Origin of the sequence: Vibrio sp. 947 (assembly GCF_033339115.1) — a bacterium.
Classification (GTDB): Bacteria; Pseudomonadota; Gammaproteobacteria; order Enterobacterales; family Vibrionaceae; genus Vibrio; species Vibrio alginolyticus.
Map to the genome: position 1 here is coordinate 262,599 of NZ_JAWOTX010000005.1, position 16,365 is coordinate 278,963.

The following is a 16,365-nucleotide window of genomic DNA, read 5'->3' on the forward strand; positions in this document are numbered from 1 at the left end:
TTTTGTTTAATTCATTTGAGTTGTGTCGCCAAAAAGGTTTGGCTTATCTCGTGGGGCGCATACTAACGGTACGTCTTATGGATAACCGTGAGAAAGATCTCACAAAGCTCTAAATTATCCAACTTGTTAAACATATTAATAGAATTTTTAACTATAGATCACATTTATTAGGTGATACGTCCTAGTAAATAATCCGGAGAGATTCAGCGTTATGGATCAAATGTCAGGTGCAGAGTGTCCTCTACATACGTTAGACCGCACAGAGCAACCTCAACCAACGCCACTAGAACCGATGACGTTTCCTCTGCATGGTGCGAGGTTAATCGAGGCATCAGCAGGTACAGGTAAAACCTTCACTATTGCAGGTTTATATCTGCGCCTTTTGCTTGGTCACGGCAGCGCGGAAACTCGACATCGCGTACCGCTTACGGTCGACCAAATCCTGGTCGTAACCTTTACCGAAGCGGCAACTGCGGAATTACGCGATCGTATCAGGGCAAGGATCCATGACGCGCGAATCGCGTTTGCGCGTGGACAGAGTTCCGATCCGGTGATCCAACCTTTGCTTAATGAGTTTGACGATCACAAGCAAGCCGCAGAAATTTTATTGCAGGCAGAGCGTCAGATGGACGAGGCGGCGGTCTACACCATTCACGGTTTTTGCCAACGTATGCTAACGCAAAATGCGTTTGAATCTGGCAGCCGATTTAATAACGAGTTTGTGACCGATGAAAGTCACCTAAAAGCGCAAGTTGTAGCCGATTACTGGCGTCGCAATTTCTACCCGTTGCCATTTACCGTGGCTGGAGAAATTCGCCAGCTATGGGGCTCTCCATCTGCGTTGTTGTCTGACATCAGCAATTACTTAACTGGTGCGCCGTTAAGCCTTTCTGTTCCAGCAATGAAAGGCAGTTTGGCTGATCTTCATACTGAAAATTTGAAAAAAATTGATGAATTAAAAGCACAGTGGCGAGAAAGCCAAGATGACTTCTTAACGCTGATTTCAGATTCAGATATTAACAAACGCAGCTACACCAAAAAGTCTCTGCCGACGTGGTTGGAGGCGGTAAACGCTTGGGCAGCAACGGAAACCACAGGTTACGATTATCCAGACAAGCTGGAGAAATTCGCGCAAAACGTCTTGTTGGAAAAAACACCGAAAGGCAGTGCGCCGCAGCATGCGGTATTTGAAGCCATTGAAACATTTCTTGCCAATCCAATCAGCTTAAAAGCGCCACTGCTTGTTCATGCGATTGAGCATTGTCGTGTGATGCTGGCCAACGCGAAAAATCAAAAACAGTGGCTCTCTTTCGATGACTTGCTGACGCAACTCTCTGCTTCTATCGATACGGACGAAAGCGAGCTTTTAGCGGCGCGTATTCGTACTTTGTATCCTGTCGCAATGATTGACGAGTTCCAAGATACCGACCCGCTTCAATACAGTATTTTCAGCCGTATTTATCTGAACAACCCGGAATGTGGTTTGTTTATGATCGGGGACCCCAAGCAGGCGATTTATGGCTTTCGTGGCGCAGACATTTTCACTTATATCAAAGCGCGTAACCAAGTAAGTGCCCACTACACGTTAGGAACCAACTGGCGTTCTAGCGCAGATATGGTGCAGGCGGTAAACCAAGTATTTGCTTTGCCAGACAGTCCATTTATCTATGATTCGGATATTCCGTTCTTACCTGTTAAGTACAGTCCCAATGCCGAAAAACGCATTTGGACTATGGGTGGCCAAAAGCAACCAGCGCTGACTTATTGGTTGCAAGAAGCGGACGATAAACCGCTACCAAAAGGCGAGTATTTGACTCGAATGGCAGAGGCGACCGCAAGCCAAATCCAAACCATTTTGACGCAGGCTCAACAGGGGCAAGCGTGTCTGGTGAATGGCGAAAAACAGAAAGCGGTTCAAGCGGGCGATATCGCGGTGTTGGTTCGAACAGGTAGTGAAGGTCGAATGGTCAAACAAGCGCTGGCAGACCAAGGCATTGCCAGCGTGTATCTGTCTAACCGAGACAGTGTGTTTACCAGTTCGGTGGCGCAGGATTTACAGCGTTTGCTGCAAGCGGTGCTGACTCCAGAAAATGACCGTGCGCTGCGTGCAAGTCTTGCTTCTGAGCTGTTTGCCCTCGACGCAGCAAGTTTGGATGCACTTAATAACGATGAAGTGGTGTGGGAAAACGCCGTAAACGAATTCAAAGAATATCGCAAACTTTGGGTTCAACGTGGTGTGCTGCCGATGTTGCGCGCGGTGATCAGCAAACGCCATATTGCCGAGCGATTACTAGAAGAAGGTGCTAGTTCACAGGGTGAGAATGGTGAGCGAGTACTTACCGATTTAATGCACATCGGTGAACTGCTTCAACAAGCCAGTAATGAACTGGATAGCGACCACGGTCTGCTGCGTTGGCTCGCTCAGTCTATCAGTGATGCGGAAAACGGTTTGGGTGGCAGTGATGACCAAATCCAACGTTTAGAATCGGAACGTAACTTAGTGCAGATCGTAACTATTCACAAATCAAAAGGCTTGGAGTATGACCTCGTGTTTCTGCCGTTTGTGTTCAGCTATCGAGAAGCCAGTGAAGCCAAATATTACGATGCAGCCAATGACCGCACGGTACTGGATATCACTGGCAACGATGCGTCCATGAAGCAAGCGGATAAAGAGCGTTTGGCGGAAGACTTACGCTTGATATACGTGGCACTAACGCGTGCTGTTTATGCGTGTTTTATTGGAGCCTCGCCTTTGCGCAATGGTCGTTCGACCAAAGAGCCAACTGGCGTACACCGCAGTGCGATTGGCTATTTGATTCAGAATGGTCAAGAAGGTGGCATTAACGATTTGCACCAAGGTTTAACAAAGCAACAAGACGAGCTTGATTGTGTCGTTGTGGCCGATCCGCCGCAGCAACTCGAAGAGAAGTACGTATCGCCACAAGAAGAAATACACGATCTTAGCGCGAATGAGCTGCAAAACCCTATCGATAGAAACTGGCGCATCACCAGTTATTCTGGCTTGGTCAAGCAAGGCTCTCATCACGCCGAGCATGATGCCACGATTGAGATTACGGGTTTTGATATCGACTCATCTGAAGAACAAGACGAAGCGGATTTGGTGGAGCCAGAGCGTTCTATTTTTACCTTCCCTCGTGGTGCGCGTCCGGGTACGTTCCTGCACAGCCTGTTTGAGGAAATTGAATTTACTCAACTAGCCACGACGGAAGAGAATACACAAATCATCCTTGGCTTGATGGAAAGCGAACAGCTCGATGAAGAGTGGTTGCCCATTTTACAGCAACTGATTGATACCGTACTCGCTACGCCGTTGGATGGTAAGTCTTTGCTGCTGAATCAAAAAGCACCGTCGCAACGTTTGGTGGAGATGGAATTTTTGTTGCCGATTGAAGTTTTGTCTGCACCGGCGTTAAACCGAGTCATTCAACGTCACGATCCGTTGTCGGCGAAAGCGGGGGATTTAGGTTTCCAAACCGTGCAAGGCATGCTCAAAGGTTTTATCGACTTGGTGTTTGAACATCAAGGTAAATACTACGTGCTTGACTGGAAATCGAATCATCTTGGCGACGATGTGACGCACTACCATGGTGAGGCTCTGAAATCGGCCATGGCGGATCACCGCTACGATTTGCAGTACCAGATTTATGCGTTAGCACTGCATCGTTTCCTACGCAGCCGATTGGCGAATTATCAATATGATCATCACTTCGGTGGCGTGTATTACTTGTTCTTGCGCGGTATGGATGGGCAGAGTGACCACGGCATTTTTGCCGCGAAACCAACCTTAGAGTTCTTACAAGAGATGGATCGTTTGATTGATGGTCAAGCACTTGAAACGCGCTCAACTCAAGCCGGGCAGATGGAGCTACTTTAATGACGACAAATCGCAATCTTCATTCTGGCCAAGATAGTCTATTGGTAGTGCTGGAACGCTTGGCGCACAAAGGTGCTATTCGTCAGCTCGACTACCAATTCGCCTGTTTTATTGATTCTCAAACACATGATGAACAGTCGGACAGCCAAGCACTGGCGTTTATCGCTGGTGTTGTCAGTAGTGAGCTCGGTAAAGGACATATCTGTCTGTCTCTGTTCGATGCACAAGGGCAATCTACGGATTTAGCCAGTAAGCTAGGGCTGTTTGGTGAGTCGGCATTGGCGCTTAATACACAGTTGCAAGGCATAGACTGGATTCAAGTATTACAAAATTCCAGCGTGGTCGGCGCGCAAGGAGAAGCCTTGCCTTTAATGTTCGATGGTGAGCGTCTGTATCTGCATCGCTATTGGCATTATGAAGTGACACTGGCGGAAAAGCTCAATCAGCTGGGCGCCGCAGTTAACTTGCAACCACAAGAGTTTGCGCGATTATCCGAGTTGCTCAACCATTTATTTGCACGCCAATACCATTTTCTGTTTAACGCGTTAGGCAAAGCAGTAGAAGCGGGAAGCAGCAACCAAGTGTTGCGTCAACAATTGGTGTGTGACCACCTTGATGTGGTCGCAAGCGAATCGTTGGATTGGCACGCCATTGATTCCGTGCTTAGCAATGCGCGCAAGGTTCAGGATTTACAAACACTGGATGAACTCGTGCCACTCTCGGCTTGCGTGAACTGGCAAAAAGTCGCGGCGGCAGTTGCGTTAACCCGTCGATTTGCTGTGATTTCTGGTGGCCCAGGTACGGGTAAAACGACGACAGTAACCAAATTGCTTGCTGCTTTGATTGAACAGGCGACGCAAGAGAAAAATCTAACCATCAAGCTGGTGGCCCCGACGGGGAAAGCGGCGGCGCGATTAACCGAGTCCATTGGTAAAGCAGTGCAAGAACTGCCAGTTTCTCCGGAGCTAAAAGCCAAAATTCCGACTGAATCAAGCACCTTACATCGGTTGCTGGGTGCGATTCCTAATAGCGCAGAATTTCGTCACAACAAGCAAAATCCACTGCATTTGGATATTTTAGTTATCGACGAAGCGTCGATGGTCGATTTGCCAATGATGTACAAAGTGGTTGATGCCTTACCGAAACATGCGCGGCTGATTTTGCTAGGTGATAAAGACCAACTTGCTTCAGTTGAAGCCGGGGCCGTGTTGGGTGATATCTGTTCGTTCCATGCATTGGGTTATGGCAAAGAGCAGGCGTCAGCCATCTCAAAACTGACGGGTTTCGATACTTTAGCCCATACGGGTAACAGTGCATCTAGCATTGCCGATAGTTTATGTATGCTGCAAAAGAGCTACCGATTTGATGCTCGCTCAGGCATTGGTCAGTTGGCAAAAGCGGTTAACTCCGGTTCTGCTGCGAGCGTAGATAACGTCTGGGCGCGTGACTTTTCTGACATCGAACATTTCGCGCTAAGTAGTCAACATTACAACCAAATGATGCAGACGTTGGTGCAGGAATACGGTCGTTACCTCAAACGCATTGGACAACAGGAAACTGATCCTAAAACCGGAGAGCCAGAGTCGCTAACGCACAAAGCCAAAGCGGTGTTAGATACCTTCAACCAATGCCGATTGCTGTGCGCGATCCGTGAAGGTGACTTCGGTGTGGCTGGGCTAAACCAGCGCATCGAGAAAGCGCTCGCGGCGCGCAAGTTCATTCAAGTTCAGGATGAAATTTGGTATCACGGCAGACCCGTCATGGTTACGCGTAATGATCACGGTTTAGGTTTGTATAACGGTGATATTGGTATTTGCATGCGAGATGACACTGAAGAAGAACCGCGTTTGAAAGTCTTTTTTGAGTTACCTGACGGCAGTGTGAAATCGGTCTTACCGAGCCGAGTACCTGAACATGAAACGGCTTACGCTATGACCATCCATAAATCGCAAGGCAGTGAATTTGATTACACCCTGATGATTTTGCCACCAGACTTTAGCCCGATATTAACCCGTGAGTTGATTTACACAGGCATTACCCGCGCGAAAAAGCGTTTAGCTCTTTACGCCGAACTCAATGTTCTGAAGCGAGGCATTAAGGTGAAAACCACTCGCGCGAGTGGGTTAGTAAAGCGGCTTACGAATTAATTTTTACTTGTGATTGTGACATTTTCGAAGATGATTCTTTGTGGCGGGTCTTATATTTGCCATTTCGTTTTCATGCAAAATGGATTGTTATTGAGTAAGGCTCTTTCTTAGCGATATATTTCTCCTTTCTCATTCACATATCAAAGGCAGCTGAATATGGGATTGCTCGACTCGTCTTTTCTAACCTTCTTTATCGCCGGAGGAGGTACGTTTTTATGGTTCGTTATTATCGGAGCAATTTTTATATTTTTTATACCACTAAAGGTGAAGCGGTTTGCTTTTTATCCGAAACATTATTCAGAAGTAGAGTTAGCTTTAGTCTCGGGTTTTCACTTTGGTGCTTTAGTACATGGTGTAGGCTTAGTTGCGGCGGTCGCTTTACCAACTTTAGCGAGGAGAAGGGGCTTTGCTGATATTCATCAAGTTTGCTCCGGTCTATTCATCGGAATTTGCCGTATTTATATAAGCGTTTTATTGCTTCTAGCTATGATCACTTTAGGCCCAATGGTGGTTTGGATGTCTATTACTTGAGAGCTGGAATAGAAGGTCGGTGAAGTTTGCAGTTATTAGAAGTTTCTTTTATTACATTTTTTGTTGCAGGTGCTTTGTTAGTTTTTTGGTACCTGATAGTAGGTATTTTGCTTATTGTTATCACGCCGCAAAAAGTAAAGCACTATGCGTATACTAGTGAGCACTATACAGATATTGAGCTTGCTTTAGTTTCTGGATTTCACTTTGGGGCCTTAATACATGGATTAGCTCTTGTTGCCGCAGTTGCATTTCCTAAGTTGGCCAAAAAAAGAAAGCTAACAGATATTCGTAGAGTTTGCCCAAAGTGGTTCATAAGTATTGGGCTAGTGTACTGGACTATTTTAATCTTTATCGTAGTCACTATTTTTGCATCTTTGTTAGCTATGATTTTGTTTTGAATTAATTACGTACGTAAAAAGAAGACCGAGCTTATGGCTCGGTCTTCTTTTATGCATGTTTTGCAAACGCATTGGTAAAAGACACGCTGCGTATTTTGTATTGCTGTTGATAAGCAAGAATAAAATCTCGGATAGCGTCATTTACGGGGAAAACACAGTGGACGTCTAGGCCTTCTAAAAACTGATTGTCAGCCATATCCCAGAAGCTTTGAAGCGAATTACAAATGATTGTTCTCATAACAGTGCTCGTCTCGGCTTATTTAAAGTCAGATTAACAACTGTCCTTGGTGTGCAATACGGAGCTAACTAGTTTTTCAATTGCCCAGTATTTTAGGGTGAAGGCTACATTACATCACCTAGATCCATTCGTATTGGTTAAAAACCAATCACTAGCGAGCAGAGTATAGCCAACCAAATGTATATTTAAAAGATAAAATTGGAACAAAAATCAAGCAATGGTTTGCGCATGTCTAAGTTGGGTTTACATGATGACCCGCTAGTCCGGAGTAGGGGTTATGTGTGGCCTTACTCCTAAACAAACTCGTTCCTAAACAAACTCGTTCCTAAACAAGCTCGATGTGCAGGGTTGAGCGTTAATGAACTAAATCCTGCCCTTTGAGGTTAGTTGGTATAGTGGAACGTTAAGTTTCGCTCCCTGATTTAAGGTTAAGCTATAAATCTAACGCTAAGATTTTGGACTTACGCTGGAAGTTATATAACCCTTGTTTGGCTCCAGGCAAATAGTCGACACTGACTTCGTAAAAACCTTGCTCTCTAAACCAATGCAAACTGTGTGTCGTGAGGACAAAAATCTGATCAATGGTTTCGGATTTAGAACGATGTTTCATGTAGTTGAGCAGTAACAAACCTCGGTTTCCATCACGATAGTCAGGGTGAATCGCTACGCAAGCCATCTCAGCTTTACGTTCCTCTGGGTATGGATAAAGGGCAGCACAGCCAATAATCAAGCCGTCTTTTTCGATGATGGTAAATTTTCCTATCTCTTGCTCTAGCTGCTCTCGAGAGCGCCTAACGAGTACACCTTGTTCTTCTAAAGGGCGAATGAGGTCTAAGATACCGCCAATATCGTCAATATTAGCTTGCCTCACTTGTTCAGCACTCGCCATAACAACTTGGGTACCGATACCGTCGAAAGAGAACAACTCCTGAATTAAGGCGCCATCTACTTTATAACTGATCAAGTGGCTACGAGGTACTCCGGCACGGCAAGCGGCAATAGAGCCTTTAAGAAAGCGCAGTGTCCCAGTGTTGTAATCTAGGTCAGGAGACGTATTTTCAGAGAGCATTTTGATGACATGCTCCGCCTCAATTGGCAGTAACTCGGCGACAGCATTACCGTTGTCATCAATGACACCTTGTTCGGAGCAAAAACCAATCAGCTTATCCGCACCCAGCTTTATCGCCAGTTGTGTCGCGACTTCTTCAGAAAGTAAGTTAAAACACTCGCCAGTCACAGAGCTCGCAATGGGGCCAAGTAGCACAATAGAGCCTTGGTCGAGCGTGCGATTAATCGCGTCGGTGTCAATGCGGCGAATACGTCCACTATGGCAATAGTCCACACCATCATCAACGCCGAGTGGTTGGGCAATGATGTAGTTTCCGCTAACGACATTGAGCTGGGTACCTGCCATCGGAGTATTGTTGAGGCTCATTGATAGGCGCGCAGTAATCGCAAGCTGAAGTTGTCCGGCAGCTTGCATAACAACAGATAAAGCCGATTCATCCGTAATGCGGATATTTTTGTGGTAAGGCGTAGTGAGGTCTTGTTTTTCTAGCAGCTGATTAATTTGAGGACGTGCACCATACACCACCACGACTTTGATTCCGAGGCTGTGCATGAGTGCTATATCATTAATAATATTGCCAAAATTTTTGTGTGCGACGGCTTCTCCGCCCAGCATGATCACCATGGTTTTTCCGCGGTGAGCATTGACATAAGGTGTTGATTGACGGAATCCTTTTACGAGAGCAGTACTACGAATTTTCACTACAGCCATTCCTTTGTTTAATTATGTTAAAATAATGCCTTTTTATTCACTTGGTGGCAAGGTGAAATTTTGGAATAAAGCACAAACATATTGAGGTAGGTTCTTGGTCCCGTTAAGAGGGAAGGTTACAATGGTGGCGTCTTTCCTCAATACGTGAACCTCATGTCTTCTGCTGTTAATAAGAATGCTGCGATCACTGCTTCAAATCTGTCAAAAACGTCATCTAAATCAATGCTTCGTAAGTGGCTAGAGCGTTCTCTCATGCTTATAGCGATAGTTGGAACCGTTGTCGTGTGCATGCTGTATAGTGATTTGATTACTCGAACCATTAATCCGCCCATTCCCAAATCGACAATTTATGGTCGCTGGGTTGAGCAAGATGTTGCGCCTTATGCTCGTGAAGAATTTGTGTTGAGTGAGCGCGGTGTTACCGTAAATGGTTCTACAGTGGCGACCAGTTTTGAATTCGATGGGGATTCGTTTTCGTATCGAGTGGGTTCAAATGAGCGGAACTTCAATTTTGTGGGTAAGCAGCATGCAGAAATGAAGCTGGATGCCAATGCACATTATCTACCTGTATTCCGTTTAGAGGGGCGTGCAAGGATTGCGGTAAGATAGTCGTTTTTATCTTTGTCTGTTAAGCAGAGATCTCTTGCGTCTGTGAGTCACATGGATGATCACAATTTCATCTCTCAATCAGTAAATCTTACTTTCAAACATAATCCGGACAATTCCGTAATTCTTCCGCTGCTATCATGTTGTATTAACTGAATGAATTCACAACGAGTAAACGGATTGGCTTAGCGTTGAAACATTTTGTCGTTGCTTTTCAATTGCACCGTATGCATTTGTTTGCCATCCTTTTGCTATTCTCTTTTACGGAAAAGACACGTGTTAAAAAAACTCCTTCCTATTATCTCTTTGAGCCTACTCTTTGGCTGTGCTCAACAAAATGATCGTGCTCAGCAATATCTTGATGGTGAGTTTCCTCAGATCCTCAATCAAGTGGATGTGGTTGAGTCTAACAAACCACGCGATTTTACTGAATTTAACAAGCAAGCTGAGCAAGTGGTGATAAAGTCACCATCCATGGCGAAGATATACCAACCGCTATATCAACGATTAAGTGAGTGGGCGCAACAGAGCGGAGATACCAGTGCGTTGAGTGCGTTTGGCATTCAAGCCGCGCAATTGGGTGGTGGTGATAAAAAAGGTAATGTGCTGTTTACCGGATACTTTTCTCCCGTGATGGAGCTGCGTCATACACCAAACGACATTTTTAAGTACCCAGTTTATGGCAAGCCAAACTGCTCATCAGATTGTCCGACTCGTGCGGAGATCTACAACGGGGCATTAGATGGCCAAGGTTTAGTGCTAGGTTATGCGCCTAACCGTATTGACCCGTTTATGATGGAAGTGCAGGGCAGTGGCTATGTGCATTTTGAAGATGATGATACGTTGGAGTACTTCGCGTACGCAGGGAAAAATAATAAAGCTTACGTTAGTATTGGCCGCATTTTGATTGAACGTGGTGAAGTGCCGCGTGAAAAAATGTCTCTCAAAGCGATTAAAGAGTGGGTAATGGACAACGACGACGCAACAGTACGCGAGTTGTTGGAGCAAAACCCTTCTTACGTCTTCTTTGCGCCAAAAGCGGAAGCGCCAGTAACGGGGTCGGCTGGTATTCCTTTGTTACCAATGGCCGCGGTCGCGGGTGACCGTTCTATCTTACCAATGGGGACTCCAATCTTGGCGGAAGTGCCACTGCTGAATGCCGATGGTACGTGGAGTGGTGCGCATCAACTGCGAATGCTGATCGTTTTAGACACTGGTGGTGCTGTAAAACAGAACCATTTGGATCTGTATCATGGCATTGGTGCGAGAGCAGGAACGGAAGCAGGGCACTACAAGCATTTTGGTCGAGTTTGGAAACTTGGGCTGGAAAACTCACCAACTCAAGCGCCTTGGGCTTTGCCGCCAGAAAAGCTACAATAGCCATCCAAGAAAGAGGAACCGCCTCTTATCTAGACATTTCATCAAAGAGTGCGTATAAATCGCACTCTTTGTTTTTCTATCGATCATCTGGACTTCAATATGCGTGAACTCGATACCCCAGCATCTGACAGCTACAATCAACGCTTTGGCGGCACTCGTCGTCTTTATGGCAACAGTGAAGTGGACATTCTTCGCGCTGCACACGTTTGTGTTATTGGTATTGGTGGCGTGGGTTCATGGGCGGTCGAAGCGCTGGCCCGTACTGGGATCGGTGAGTTGACTCTGATTGATATGGATGATGTTTGTGTCACGAATATTAACCGCCAAATTCATGCGATGACGGGCACCGTTGGCCAAAGCAAAATTGAAGTGATGGCCGAGCGTGTCAAATTGATCAACCCAGAGTGTAAAGTCAATCTGATTGATGATTTCATCACGCCAGACAATCAACATGAGTACTTAAGCAAAGAGTTTGATTACGTGCTAGATGCGATTGACAGCGTAAAAGCGAAGGCGTCTTTGTTGGCGTATTGCCGCAGCAACAAGATCAAAGTGATCACCACGGGGGGCGCTGGTGGTCAGGTTGACCCAACGCAGATCATGGTCGCTGACTTAACGAAAACGATCCAAGATCCTCTAGCGAAGAAAATCAAAGACACCTTGCGTCGTCATCATAACTTCCCTAAGAATCCGGCTCGTAAGTTTGGTATTGATTGCGTGTTTTCAACCGAGCAGCTGAAGTACCCTCAAGCAGACGGTTCAGTGTGTGGTGTGAAGTCGACAGCGGAAGGTCCAAAACGTATGGATTGCGCTAGCGGTTTTGGTGCGGCGACTGTCGTAACTGCAACGTTTGGCTTTGTCGCGGTATCGCGAATCGTTGAGAAGTTGATTTCAAAATATAAGCAGTAAACTAGAAGAAGAGCGCATCATGACAGATTTTCCCGTTTCTCCATTTGGTACAGATATCACCAGCGAAGACATTGTAGCGACTATGCAGCAATTTAAAGGCTGGGAAAATCGTTACCGTCAGGTTATTCAGTGGGGTAAAAAGCTGCCAAAAATGCCAGAAGAGCTGAAATCAGAACAAGTTACCGTTTCGGGTTGTGAAAGCTTGGTGTGGTTAGTGAGCCAAGAGCAAGATGGCGTTTGGCATTTTTGTGCGGACTCCGATGCGCGTATCGTCCGTGGATTGATTGCCTTGGTAATGGCAGCTTATGACGGTAAAACGGCCGATCAAATTCAAGCATTTGATATTGATGCTTATTTTGATCAGCTGGGGCTTGTCTCCCATTTAAGCCCGTCACGTGGTAATGGCTTGAAAGCTATTGTAGAGCAGATTAAGCAAGTCGCCGTGTAACGAGTTATTTTTCCAACTCTTAAAAAACGCCGAATAGCCCAGCTGTTTGGCGTTTTTTGTATCTGAGTTGAGATATTTTTTGCATATGGATAAAAAGTATGCAAATGGTCGACTATTTTAGCGTTAATTAACCATTCTATTGATCCTGGTTCATTATATTGCCCACTTGGTTTTTATAAACTCAATTGTATTTAAAATTTGTCTATATTAGATAATAGACATATGCCCCATCCGCTCCTATTCCCCAATGTGGAAACACACTTGGAAGCGATTGGGTTACTTAGATACAAATGCTAGGAACCTCCCTATATGCAATTCACCTTGGAACATGCGCAAGACGTGTTATCCGGAATGCCAGACCCCACTTTTATTCTGAGTGAAGATGGTATCTATATTGATGTTTTTGGAGGAACAGATAAAAAAGCCTATCACGATGGAAGCAATTTGATAGGTGAGACGCTGCACAGCGTACTCGAGAAAGATAAAGCTGACTGGTTTATCGAGCAGATCAATCGATCACTGAAACAAGACAGTATTGTGACGGTCGAGTACAAGATGTGCGCCGACAGCATTCAGGGAATAGATGCTAACAGTGGGCCAAGAGGCGACCTATACTACGAAGGCAAGATCTGCCCACTCGCTATAAAATACCGAGGTCGTCGCGTTGTCCTTATTCTTACACGCAACATCTCCAATCGCCACCGAGTTGAAACCCTTCTTCGCCATCAAAGCCAAATTGATGCTCTTACCAACATCTACAATCGACGTGTCTTTTTCGAAAAGCTCACAGAAGAGGTCATTAAAGCTCAAGAGCCGAACTATCACTCCGCGTTGTTATTGTTTGATTTGGACTTTTTTAAAGTCATCAATGATAAACGTGGTCATGATGCGGGGGATTATGTCTTAGAGACCTTAGCTGATTTGGTTTCTCACTTACTCGTCAAAGACGAAATTTTTGCAAGAGTCGGAGGGGAGGAGTTTGCGATTATTTTGCCAGAAACTTCTCTGTCGGCGGCGAAAGAGGTAGGAGAGGAAGTACGTTCCCACATTCAAAATTGTCAGTTCGAATTTGAAAAGATTGAAATTCCGGTCACGGTGAGTGTAGGCGTGGTGGAAATAGGCAGAAATGAAACCACCAAACGTTTGTATGCGCATGCAGATAAAGCGCTTTATGCTGCGAAAAGAAATGGCAGAAATTGCGTGGCGACTCTGGATAGGCAGATGGAGTAACCTTGTTGGTTACTCCAAATCAAACCGTTGGCGTTATAGCATGTCGACGGCTTTTTCTACGGCGGCGATGAGTCTTTCCACATCGTTCGTCGTGTTATAAATACCAAAAGAGACGCGTACCGTGCCTTTCACATTTAGCGCATCCATCAATGGGTGAGCGCAGTGGTGTCCTGCTCGTACCGCAATGCCTTGTTGATCGAGCAGCGTCGCAATATCTTGGTGATGAACGCCGTCCATGACGAACGTCAGTACAGAGGCATTCGGTTGATAGCCTAGAATATGAATGTCATCCAAAGCGCTTAGTGCTTGGTAGGCCTTATCCTGAAGCGCATGGAGATGAGTCTCTACTTCGTGATGGTCAAAACCTTGGTACCACTCAATGGCTTTCGCTAGAGCAATCGCGCCCGCAACGTTTGGTGTGCCCGCTTCAAATTTTCCAGGAAGTGCAGAAAACGTCGTTTTTTCGAAAGAAACGCGTTCAACCATTTTACCGCCGCCGTGCCATGGTGGCATGGCTTCCAAAAGTTCAAGCTTGCCGTATAAAACCCCAATGCCTGCTGGTGCATAAAGTTTGTGACCTGAGAAAACGTAGAAATCGATATCTGATGTCGATAAATCAAGTTGCTCATGTACGATGCCTTGCGCGCCATCAACTACAACAACCGCGCCAACGTTGTGCGCCAGTTCAGTGATTTTTTCGATAGGTTGGCGTGTGCCTGTTACGTTGGTTATTTGTGCGCAAGCAACAAGTTTACAGCGGTCAGACAGAAGCGCCTCAAATGCACTGATGTCGAACTGGCAATCTGATGTCATCGGAACTTTAATGACTTTAGCACCCGTTTGCTCTGCCACGATTTGCCAGGGCACGATGTTGGCGTGGTGCTCCATCTCGCTAATCAAGATCTCATCACCTGGTTGTAACGTGCTACGGGCGTAGGTTTGAGCAATTAAGTTCAGTGCTTCGGTTGCGCCCCGTGTCCAAATGATCTCTTTAGAGCTGTTTGCACCAATAAAGCTTGCCACTCGTTCTCGTGCCGCTTCAAATTGGCTGGTGGCATTAGCCGTTAAACTGTGGCTGCCACGGTGAACATTGGCATTTTGCGCACTGTAGTAATGACTGATGACATTAATCACACATTGCGGTTTTTGCGTTGTCGCTGCGCTATCTAGATACACTAAGGGCGTATCGTTGACGGATTGATTTAGAGCGGGAAATTGCTCACGTACAGCATTTACGTCAAACATTATTCTTCACCAAGCTTGTGGTAGTGCAGAGTAGGCAGAGGGATCATTGGTTCAGCAACTGACCATGCGTGTTTTTTACCTGAGAGTTGAATGATTACTTCCATCGCGAACTCTAAAGCTGTACCCGGACCTTGACTAGTGATCAGGTTGTGGTTGATATCAAAGGTCACGCGTTTGCTGCGCCACTTCTCTTCCGGGATATGTGACTGAAAGCTCGGGTGACAGGTCATCAGTGATTGTGGGAAAAGATTATGGTGTTGCAATACCAACGCCGGTGATGCGCAGATAGCAGCAACCAATTTTCCCTCGTAGATGTGCTGCTTAAGGATTTCTATCATCACCGTACTATCACGGAAAATTTCTGCACCACCAACACCACCAGAAAGCGCTATGGCATCAAACTCATCATCAGCGATATCGACCAGCTTACAATCTGCCGTTAATGTGACTCCGCGAGAAGCTTTCATCGTCAATGAGCCATCAAAAGCAGCACTCGCTACTGTAACGTCATAACCCGCGCGAACCATCATGTCGATGACGGTGACGGCTTCCATTTCTTCGGTGCCTGGAGCGATTGGTACTAAGATTTTCTTACTCATTGTTCTGTCCAGCTTTGTTCTATTTGTTTGATGCGTTGGTAAAGTTTTAAATTCTCAGGCGTATTGATGCGATGTTTCTTGGCAGCCTTTAACAAGTATCCGGTTATAAAATCAATTTCCGTTCGACGCTGATGGAATACGTCTTGTCTCATTGAAGAATAGTTCTCAGCTGTGGCGTTCACCACTTGCATTACCGTATCGAAAAGAGAGCGAAACTCGATAGCAATACCTTCTTTACTCATTACTTCAACCAGTTCTTGAGTGATGCTTTCGAGTTGTATCTTAAACTCGGGCTTCGCAAGTTCACCATTCTTACACTGGAGAATCGCAGTCAGTGGGTTAATCGCGCAGTTGATCGCTAACTTAGTCCATAACGCAGATTGGATGTGTGGATTCCAAATGGCCTCTGGAAGGGCATTATGCATAACATCTTTCAGAAAAGTGCACTGCATTCCTTTGTCATTATAACCACCCGCTTGCGTTGTTCCGTGACCGGTATGCAATACGTGTTGGTTATCTGGTTTGTATGCGCCGTGCGTCGTTGTTGCGAGCACTATCGGATTGTTTGGCACAACCTTCTCCAAGGCAGAGGCAGTACCCATACCATTGTGCATCAGCATGATAATCGTGTCTGTATTGATATGAGGGAGCAAAGGCTGAATGGCGTCTTCCACTTGCCAAGCTTTTACCGTGATCAAAATGAGGTCCGCTTGATTTACGGAGGAAATATCTTGATTACTGAATACGATTGCGGGTGTGTCATCCAACTGAAGTGGTTGTTGTCTCTCTGAACTTCTTCCCCACAATGAAACATTGTGCCCGGCAAGCTTAAATTTTGTTGCCCAGAGTGAGCCCACCGCACCTGGACCGAGGATAAGGATATTCACCAAACGCTCTCATTAAAAAGGTTTGCTGCAAGGATAATGAGGGAAAAAAGGAAAGCAAATAAAAATGGCGCC

General features: G+C 45.8%; 14 protein-coding genes. 9 read left to right on the forward strand and 5 right to left on the reverse strand.

The window, feature by feature from the left end; all coding sequences use genetic code 11:
* Positions 1–220: 220 nt before the first annotated feature.
* From recB to R7Q39_RS08815, 4 genes are all read left to right on the forward strand, one after another.
* Positions 221–3,895, forward strand: a complete 3,675-nt coding sequence (gene recB, locus R7Q39_RS08800) for an exodeoxyribonuclease V subunit beta (protein ID WP_318076011.1) — start codon at positions 221–223, stop codon at positions 3,893–3,895.
* Complete coding sequence (recD, locus tag R7Q39_RS08805) at positions 3,895–6,042, forward strand: exodeoxyribonuclease V subunit alpha (RefSeq protein WP_318076001.1); 2,148 nt, start codon at positions 3,895–3,897, stop codon at positions 6,040–6,042. The genes recB and recD overlap by 1 nt, the downstream gene beginning before the upstream one ends.
* Before the next feature lie 156 nt (positions 6,043–6,198).
* On the forward strand, positions 6,199–6,573 hold the full coding sequence (locus R7Q39_RS08810; protein ID WP_318076002.1) for a hypothetical protein: 375 nt from the start codon (positions 6,199–6,201) through the stop codon (positions 6,571–6,573).
* Positions 6,574–6,599: 26 nt separating this feature from the next.
* Positions 6,600–6,971 (forward strand): hypothetical protein, encoded by a 372-nt coding sequence (locus R7Q39_RS08815; RefSeq protein WP_031780957.1) that lies wholly within the window; start codon positions 6,600–6,602, stop codon positions 6,969–6,971.
* Between the two features lie 49 nt (positions 6,972–7,020).
* On the opposite strand, the gene R7Q39_RS08820 is transcribed toward R7Q39_RS08815, so the two are convergent.
* Positions 7,021–7,209 (reverse strand): hypothetical protein, encoded by a 189-nt coding sequence (locus R7Q39_RS08820; RefSeq protein WP_005380230.1) that lies wholly within the window; start codon positions 7,207–7,209, stop codon positions 7,021–7,023.
* A gap of 433 nt (positions 7,210–7,642) precedes the next feature.
* Positions 7,643–8,980 carry an amino-acid N-acetyltransferase gene (argA, locus tag R7Q39_RS08825; protein ID WP_213916154.1) on the reverse strand — a complete coding sequence of 446 codons (1,338 nt, stop codon included), beginning with the start codon at positions 8,978–8,980 and terminating at the stop codon, positions 7,643–7,645.
* Positions 8,981–9,142: 162 nt separating this feature from the next.
* On the opposite strand from argA, the gene R7Q39_RS08830 reads away from it, so the two are divergent.
* The 5 genes from R7Q39_RS08830 to R7Q39_RS08850 all read left to right on the forward strand — a co-directional run bounded on the left by R7Q39_RS08830 (position 9,143) and on the right by R7Q39_RS08850 (position 13,562).
* Positions 9,143–9,598 (forward strand): DUF2850 domain-containing protein, encoded by a 456-nt coding sequence (locus R7Q39_RS08830; RefSeq protein WP_213908243.1) that lies wholly within the window; start codon positions 9,143–9,145, stop codon positions 9,596–9,598.
* 273 nt (positions 9,599–9,871) lie between these two features.
* Positions 9,872–10,975: a murein transglycosylase A gene (gene mltA, locus R7Q39_RS08835; protein ID WP_005391723.1), complete on the forward strand. Its 1,104-nt coding sequence runs from the start codon at positions 9,872–9,874 to the stop codon at positions 10,973–10,975.
* Positions 10,976–11,074: 99 nt separating this feature from the next.
* Positions 11,075–11,884, forward strand: a complete 810-nt coding sequence (gene tcdA / locus R7Q39_RS08840) for a tRNA cyclic N6-threonylcarbamoyladenosine(37) synthase TcdA (protein WP_005391724.1) — start codon at positions 11,075–11,077, stop codon at positions 11,882–11,884.
* 19 nt (positions 11,885–11,903) lie between these two features.
* Entirely contained in the window at positions 11,904–12,332 is a 429-nt protein-coding gene (gene csdE, locus R7Q39_RS08845; RefSeq protein ID WP_025768227.1) for a cysteine desulfurase sulfur acceptor subunit CsdE, read from the forward strand.
* A gap of 309 nt (positions 12,333–12,641) precedes the next feature.
* Positions 12,642–13,562 carry a GGDEF domain-containing protein gene (locus R7Q39_RS08850; protein ID WP_054728419.1) on the forward strand — a complete coding sequence of 307 codons (921 nt, stop codon included), beginning with the start codon at positions 12,642–12,644 and terminating at the stop codon, positions 13,560–13,562.
* A gap of 33 nt (positions 13,563–13,595) precedes the next feature.
* Here the strand turns inward: R7Q39_RS08850 and csdA are convergent, their stop codons facing one another.
* The 3 genes from csdA to panE are packed head-to-tail and all read right to left on the reverse strand — an operon-like array spanning position 13,596 to position 16,293.
* Positions 13,596–14,807, reverse strand: a complete 1,212-nt coding sequence (gene csdA / locus R7Q39_RS08855) for a cysteine desulfurase CsdA (protein WP_054574842.1) — start codon at positions 14,805–14,807, stop codon at positions 13,596–13,598.
* Positions 14,807–15,406 carry a DJ-1 family glyoxalase III gene (locus tag R7Q39_RS08860; protein ID WP_053304083.1) on the reverse strand — a complete coding sequence of 200 codons (600 nt, stop codon included), beginning with the start codon at positions 15,404–15,406 and terminating at the stop codon, positions 14,807–14,809. Before R7Q39_RS08860 ends, csdA begins: the two co-directional genes overlap by 1 nt.
* On the reverse strand, positions 15,403–16,293 hold the full coding sequence (gene panE / locus R7Q39_RS08865) for a 2-dehydropantoate 2-reductase (RefSeq protein WP_285384613.1): 891 nt from the start codon (positions 16,291–16,293) through the stop codon (positions 15,403–15,405). Before panE ends, R7Q39_RS08860 begins: the two co-directional genes overlap by 4 nt.
* Positions 16,294–16,365: the final 72 nt, after the last annotated feature.

Excerpts from the sequence above, each read along its gene's own strand:
- recD (WP_318076001.1), top strand. The coding sequence starts at position 3,895 with ATGACGACAAATCGCAATCTTCATTCTGGCCAAGATAGTCTATTGGTA.
- recB (WP_318076011.1), top strand. The coding sequence starts at position 221 with ATGTCAGGTGCAGAGTGTCCTCTACATACGTTAGACCGCACAGAGCAA.
- R7Q39_RS08810 (WP_318076002.1), top strand. The coding sequence starts at position 6,199 with ATGGGATTGCTCGACTCGTCTTTTCTAACCTTCTTTATCGCCGGAGGA.
- R7Q39_RS08850 (WP_054728419.1), top strand. The coding sequence starts at position 12,642 with ATGCAATTCACCTTGGAACATGCGCAAGACGTGTTATCCGGAATGCCA.
- csdA (WP_054574842.1), bottom strand. The coding sequence starts at position 14,807 with ATGTTTGACGTAAATGCTGTACGTGAGCAATTTCCCGCTCTAAATCAA.
- R7Q39_RS08820 (WP_005380230.1), bottom strand. The coding sequence starts at position 7,209 with ATGAGAACAATCATTTGTAATTCGCTTCAAAGCTTCTGGGATATGGCT.
- csdE (WP_025768227.1), top strand. The coding sequence starts at position 11,904 with ATGACAGATTTTCCCGTTTCTCCATTTGGTACAGATATCACCAGCGAA.
- R7Q39_RS08830 (WP_213908243.1), top strand. The coding sequence starts at position 9,143 with ATGTCTTCTGCTGTTAATAAGAATGCTGCGATCACTGCTTCAAATCTG.
- tcdA (WP_005391724.1), top strand. The coding sequence starts at position 11,075 with ATGCGTGAACTCGATACCCCAGCATCTGACAGCTACAATCAACGCTTT.
- R7Q39_RS08860 (WP_053304083.1), bottom strand. The coding sequence starts at position 15,406 with ATGAGTAAGAAAATCTTAGTACCAATCGCTCCAGGCACCGAAGAAATG.